Genomic DNA, 7,157 nt, shown 5'->3' with positions numbered 1-7,157 from the left:
TTATTGGCGACGCTTCTATTGCTAGCGGAATGGCCTTTGAGGCATTGAATCATGCGGGCGTTTCTAAGGCCAATTTACTCATCATTCTAAACGACAATGCCATTGGCATAGATCCAGCTGTTGGTGCATTAAAAGCATATTTAACAAAGGTGAAATCCAATCGAAAAGTAGCCACACAAAACAATATTATAAAAGCCCTAAATTTTGATTATTCTGGCCCTGTAGACGGTCATAATTTGCCAAAATTACTTGCTGAGTTAGATCGTTTAAAATCTGTTAAAGGGCCAAAATTTTTACATGTTATTACCACCAAAGGAAAAGGGCTACAGCTAGCTGAAGAAGATCAAGTAACCTATCATGCACCCGGGAAGTTTGATAAACTTTCGGGAGTTCGGCTTAAAAAAGAAAACAATTTATACACCAAATACCAAGATGTCTTTGGAAAGACCTTGGTAGAATTGGCCTCAGAAAACAAGAATATTGTGGGTATTACACCCGCAATGCTCACAGGGAGTTCTTTGAAGTTTATGCTGCATAAATTTCCAGAAAGAACCTTTGATGTTGGAATTGCAGAACAGCATGCGGTGACTTTAGCCGCGGGCATGGCCACGCAAGGATTGGTCCCATTTTGTGCTATTTATTCTACTTTTTTACAACGTGCTTATGACCAAATAATACATGATGTTGCCTTGCAAAACCTTCCTGTCATCTTCTGTTTAGACAGAGCTGGTTTGGTGGGTGAAGATGGTGCAACACATCATGGGGTCTTTGATTTGTCGTACTTACGATTGATCCCCAATATAAGTATCTGTGCTCCAAGAAATGAAATTGAATTGCGAAATCTTCTGTATACCGCGCAATTAGGGTTGAAACATCCGATGGCAATTCGATATCCAAGAGGAACGGGAACAATTGTTGATTGGGAACAGCCTTTTGAAGCCATTGAGATTGGTGCAGGGGAACTTTTGCGTACAGGAACAAAAACAGCACTCTTGTCTATCGGAACAATAGCTGACAACGTCGGTAAAGCACTCGATTTAATAAAAGACCCTACTCCTTTTTCGCATTATGATCTGCGTTTTGTAAAGCCATTGGATACCCAATTGTTACATACCATTTTTACAGAACATACGAATATCATTACCATTGAAGATGGCGCTATAAAAGGAGGTTTTGGAAGTGCTATCTTAGAGTTTGCTTCCGAAAACAACTACCAGCAACCAATAAAAATATTGGGCATTCCCGATATTTTCATTGAACACGGAACTGTTGTAAAACTGCAAGAAAAAATTGGGTTAGACCCCCTTTCTTTGTCAAAAGAATTTCTAAATTTTACATAAAAAAAGACGCTTTTTATAGCGTCTTTTTTTATTGATGTTCTAATGTCTAATTATTCAATGACAATCTTCTTTGAAGCTTTTCTACCTGCCTGGTCAATTACGTTTACAATGTAAACTCCTGCGCGGGTATTTAAAGAAATTTCTTGTCTTTCGTTGGTATTAAAGTCCAAAGTTGCTGCATATACCTGTCTTCCTCTAAGATCGAATACTGCTACTTGTGAAACCTTTAATTCATTTTTTCCATAGATGGTAAAATCTCCGTTTGATATGGTTGGGTATACAGTAAATGTATCATTCCCTTTCAATACTTCATCAATAGACGCAGATGCCTCAGTAAATTGTCCGGAGAAAACACCTCTACCATAAGTAGCGGCAAAAACCGCATTGTCGTCTCTTAAATCAAGATCCATTACTTTCACATTTTTCATCCCATTGTTGGATTGCACCCAATTTGGATTTTCGGCATTAAAGTTTGCTGTTTTCCACACCCCTAACTCTGTTCCAATAATTACTTCTTCAGGTCTTAATGGATTTTGTAAAATGGCTTTTACAGGAATGTCTGGGAAATCTCCTTCTTTTGAAGACCAGCTCGCACCGGCATCACTAGAATACCAGATGTTTTTTACACCATAATTATGCATGGTTACAAAAATTTCATTCTCACTAGCACCATATTCGATATCAGAAACAGTTCCAACAAATTCGGGTCCTGTAATTTCAGACCAGGTTGGAGCATCTCCATCTGCATTGTCAATTTGTATGATTTTCCCGTTTTTTAAGCCTGCTAGTAATTTTGTAGCTGTTGTGGTATATGGAGAAACTTTCATCGCAGAAGGTGCTTGATCCATTAAGTTGTCGCTTAAATTTGTCTTCCCTATAAACCCTGAATTAACGTCCTTATATCTTCGAATATAATAGAGTGTCCCTGTCGAGTAATTGGAATACAAAATATCTAAATTCGAGTCCAATTCTTCTTGATTTATAAAATCGCCATTAGGGCCGGTTTCTGAATTAATGATTCTAGTAATCCCAACGGTTAAATCTCGCAAACGAATGTTATTGTTGTACACGTAATTTGAAATGTAATAGTTGTCTGTTCCGTCTTGATCGAAGAAACTATACGCACCATCTCCTCCTTGTGCTTGGATAGAACTATTTACGCCTGCACTCGCATTGGTAAACAATTGGGTTCCGTTGTCTTGGGCTCCAGCAATAAAATTATCTCCAATGGCCGCTGTTGTTGGTGCAACCCCTACCGTATAAAATTGTAAGGTATTGTATCCATTGTTTCTTGCATTGATATTTACCCCTCCATCATTGGAAAAATACACGCCGCCGTCATTGGAAAAAAGCATTCTGGTTGATGAGTTTCCTGAAAAAGCCAAACCGTGTTGATCGGCATGTACTATAGGAACATTTAACCCTGATAAAAAGTTGTTGTTTGACCATTTGGATATTTGAGAATAGGAAGTCCCTCCATTGGTACTTTTGAACAAATCGATTCCACCTACAAATATTTTTTCGTCATTATTTGGATCTACTCGTAATAATAAATCATAAAAAGCTTGACCTCTTGTAAAATCAGTAGAAGGAATCCCGGAATCAGCGTCTTCTGGAAGTCCTAAGGTAGATACACTTCCAAAGGCATTGGTGGTTTTATAAAGTCCAACTGGAGCTCCAGAAGTACTCAATTGTGCCAATACATATATTTTAGCGGGATCTGTTTTTGAGCAAGCAATCTCAACTCTTTGCCCATCGGGAACAGTATGTTTTAATACAAAATTAGTTGCATCTGTATCCGTGGATTGAAAGATCGCTCCTCCTCCATCACCAAAAATATCTGAGGTTGTAGCTATATAAACAGAATTATCTGCGGCTATTTTTATGTTGTTTGGTTCATGAATTCCTCCTTCTGAGTTTGTTGGAAGGGTTAATTTTGTAAACGTAGTACCGTCTGTTGATTTGTATACTCCTCGATCGTGGATTCCAAATAATGTAGAAGGCGATGCAATTCCATAAACCGCATCTCCTGCAGCTACAAACACTTCTGAAACGCCTCCATTGTCTCTCACAACAATGTCATTTACGTGCTGTACTCCATTGGATACAATAAAGTTGGATCCATTCCCTCTGGTGCTAGAGAGTGTTACATTCACAGAACCTCCTGTCAATGCATCCATCACACGGGCACCGTCGTCTTTTGAAATCATCACGGTAGGGATGGTAATGCCAGCATCATCACCTCCTTGATTGATAGGGATTCCAGGCACATTATTTACAATTATTACGGCAATTGCTCCTGCATCTTGTGCATTATTCACTTTGTCTACAAAGGGACAACTTCCTCTTCGAATGACCGCAATTTTACCACTAATGGCTGCTGAATTATTTAGGGATGTACAACCATCCTCTGTGGGTGTCACACCATCATCTGCTAACACTAAATCTGCCGTGACGGGTGGGTTGAGGCCACCACCAAAACTGGTAGACAGCACTGCAAAATAGTCTCCAGCTATACTTGTTGGACTATTGATCGCCATTTTGGCATTTGCTTCAAAAAGGGTTTCTCCTTCGACACCTCCAAAAACATGGGTCCAAGTAGCGCCTCCGTCTGTTGTTCTCCAAACTCCGTTCCCATTTACATCGCCACCAACATAAGACTCTCCGGTACCCACATACCAAGTCATTGAATCATTTGGGTCAATAGCAATACATGAAACAGCTAAGTTTTCTGGAATATCTACCTGCGTCCATACAGCTCCTGCATTTGAAATGTTGGTGTTTTTCCACAAACCACCACTCACTCCTCCAGCGTATACTGTTTCTTGAGTTTCATCATTGGGATCAAAAATTAAAGCACGGGTTCTTCCTCCAACATTGTCTGGGCCTCGGTCCTGCCATGCAGTATCGTCGCCATCACCAGGGGTTCTTCCTGATTGCCTTAAAACTTCTAAATCGTTTTGAAGTTGAAATACGTTTTCTTTATGGGTTCTCCCTGTAGCGGGGTTTATCTCGTTCAAATACTCTTGTTCAAAAAAAGCATTGGGAGGCAACCCTTGTAATTTCCGATCCTGCTTAGATAAACTTTTCGTCTTGTTATACGGATGGTTTCGTAGGAAATCTGCATGCGATTTTTTTAACTGTGCTGTCTTATCTTCTGTTTCTAAATAAGTATAAAACAAACTAGCTATAACTAAAGCTACGAGTGATAAAAGGAATGTTTTTTTCATAATTGATGGCATTATTTTTTGCATTCAAATTTAAGCATTCAAATTATTATTATATAATATTTCCTGTTAATTTTTGATGTGTACGGATTGCATAACGATCTGACATTCTAGATACATAAGTACAAATCTGCATAATTCGATTGTATAAACTAGCATCCTCTGATTGATATTCTTTCGGCAATAAATTTAAGATTAGCTGATCATAATTCGAATAATTTTGATCGTATTTATTGTTAACTGCACTCACAAAAACGTGTAATAAGTCGGCAATGATGCGATAGCCTGCTACTTCTTTTTCTACCACTTCTTGACTTTTGTAAATTTTGTCAACACTAATTTTTATGATGTCATTAATTTGTGCTTCATAAGAGCATTTTTCTAACAATGATTTGTCAAAATTTCCTGTTAGAATACTTTCTTCATTGTCTAAAAATATTTGTACTGCTTGATTGATTAGTGTATTAATTGCCAGGGCGCGCAGATAACTCACGCGGTCTTTGGTATGTTTCAAACTGTGGTATTTTTTAGAATCTATACGATCTCTTACAAGATTGATCAAGTATTCTAAAGCATACTCTTCTTCTATTAGTCCAAGATTGATCCCGTCTTCAAAATCGATGATCGTATAACAAATATCATCGGCTGCTTCTACCAAATAGGCCAAGGGGTGCCTGTAAAATGAAATGTCTGGCGAAGTCGATTTTTGCAACATGCCCAAATCCTGAACAATGTCTAAAAATTCGGGTTTTTCAGATTGAAAAACACCGTATTTTTTGTCTACAACATGTTTGGTCGGCTTTTTCGGTAAGCTTTCTTTTGGATATTTTAAAAACGCTCCTAAGGTCGCATAGGATAGTCGCAAACCGCCAGGAACACCATCTTTTGTTGCTGTTAAAATTTTAAACCCATTGGCATTTCCTTCAAAATCAATAAGATCTTGGTATTCTTTTGCTGTCAGTTGTGCTTTGTATTTTACTCCTTCTCCAGATTTAAAATACTCTCCAATTGCTTTTTCACCAGAATGCCCGAAGGGTGGATTTCCAATATCATGCATGACCGAGGCTGCTGCCACTATAGCGCCAAAATCATTAAATGTATATCCCAATTGGGCTAAGTTTGGATGACGTTCTAATAAGACTTTCCCCACTTTTCTTCCGAGGGTTCGTCCAACAACAGAAACTTCTAAACTATGGGTTAATCGCGTGTGTACAAAGTCGGTTTGGGAAAGTGGAATTACTTGTGTTTTATCTTGTAGACTTCTAAATGCCGATGAAAATATAATTCGATCAAAATCGACATCAAACCCTAAACGGGTTTCATCTTGTGCTGCTCTTGGACGCTTTTGTATGTCTCCTGCACGTTTTAACGAAAGAAGTTGTTCCCAGTTCATGGATGGTATGGATTTAAGTGTGCTGACCCTAATTCAATGGCTCAGTGTTTTGTGTTATTAGACTCCCTTTAATAGGATGCGCTTGGTACGAAAATACAAAAAGAGATGCATTGCTACATCTCTTTTTATCGATCTTTCATTTAGTTTTTTAAGAACCACACATTAAGCAGTCATCTGGTGCGTCATTTTCTCTCGCGGCATCTACCATCGCTTTGAATTCTTCTGGGCTTAATGGTGCGTCTGGTGCGTCTGCTTTCTTTTCTTTTGAAAGTGTGAACTGAATCGCATTCACTGCTGATTTTGTTCTTAAATAATACATTCCTGTTTTTAATCCAGACTTCCAAGCATAAAAATGCATCGAGGTTAATTTTGCATAATCTGGATCTTTCATAAACAAGTTTAAAGATTGAGATTGATCGATAAAGTATCCTCTTTGACGAGCCATATCGATAATATCTTTCATACTCATTTCCCAAACTGTTTTGTACAATTCTCTTAATTCTGCTGGAATTGCCTCAATGTGTTGAATTGAACCGTTTGCGCGCATGATATCTTCTTTCATGCTGTTGTCCCACAGGCCTAATTCTACTAAGTCTTCTAACAAATGTTTGTTGACAACAATAAACTCCCCTGATAAAACTCTTCTAGTATAAATGTTAGAGGTATAAGGTTCAAATGCTTCGTTGTTTCCTAAGATTTGAGAAGTAGATGCTGTTGGCATTGGTGCCACCAAGAGCGAGTTTCTAACTCCGTGCTTCATTACTTGTTTTCGTAATTTTGCCCAATCCCAGTTTCCACTCAATTCATCATCTTTAATTCCCCACATATTGTATTGAAATTCTCCTTCTGACATTGGAGATCCTTTAAAGGTAGAATACGGTTCTTTTGCTTTAGCGATTTCCATTGAAGAGGTAACGGCTGCAAAATACATGGTTTCAAAGATGTCCTGATTCAATTTTTTTGCTTCATCAGAGGTGAAAGGCAAACGCAACATGATAAAAGCATCTGCTAGGCCTTGAATTCCTAAACCTACAGGTCGGTGTCTAAAATTGGAATTTTCTGCTTCAATTACAGGGTAAAAATTAGCATCGATCACTGTATCTAGATTTCGAATTACTTTTTTAGTAACATCATATAATTTTTTATGATTGAAGTATTTCTCTCCTGTTTCCTTTTCAGAGATGAACATTGGCAATG

General features: G+C 38.1%; 3 protein-coding genes and 1 pseudogene. 1 reads left to right on the top strand and 3 read right to left on the bottom strand.

Annotated elements, in window-relative coordinates; all coding sequences use genetic code 11:
• Nucleotides 1-1,340 (top strand): 1-deoxy-D-xylulose-5-phosphate synthase (gene dxs / locus ABF281_RS03150; RefSeq protein WP_347180246.1); only part of this gene is annotated, 1,340 nt, incomplete at its 5' end.
• A 50-nt stretch (nucleotides 1,341-1,390) separates the two neighbouring features.
• On the opposite strand, the gene ABF281_RS03145 is transcribed toward dxs, so the two are convergent.
• The 3 genes and pseudogenes from ABF281_RS03145 to ABF281_RS03135 all read right to left on the bottom strand — a co-directional run.
• Entirely contained in the window at nucleotides 1,391-4,570 is a 3,180-nt protein-coding gene (locus ABF281_RS03145) for a PA domain-containing protein (protein WP_347180245.1), read from the bottom strand.
• A gap of 49 nt (nucleotides 4,571-4,619) precedes the next feature.
• Nucleotides 4,620-5,960, bottom strand: coding sequence for a deoxyguanosinetriphosphate triphosphohydrolase (locus ABF281_RS03140; RefSeq protein WP_347180244.1), 1,341 nt, complete (start codon nucleotides 5,958-5,960; stop codon nucleotides 4,620-4,622).
• A 148-nt stretch (nucleotides 5,961-6,108) separates the two neighbouring features.
• Nucleotides 6,109-7,157, bottom strand: a pseudogene (locus ABF281_RS03135) (ribonucleoside-diphosphate reductase subunit alpha); the annotation flags it as partial.

Source organism: Wenyingzhuangia sp. (assembly GCF_039768515.1).
Taxonomy (GTDB): Bacteria; Bacteroidota; Bacteroidia; order Flavobacteriales; family Flavobacteriaceae; genus Wenyingzhuangia.
This window is presented reverse-complemented; position numbering and strand designations above follow the sequence as displayed.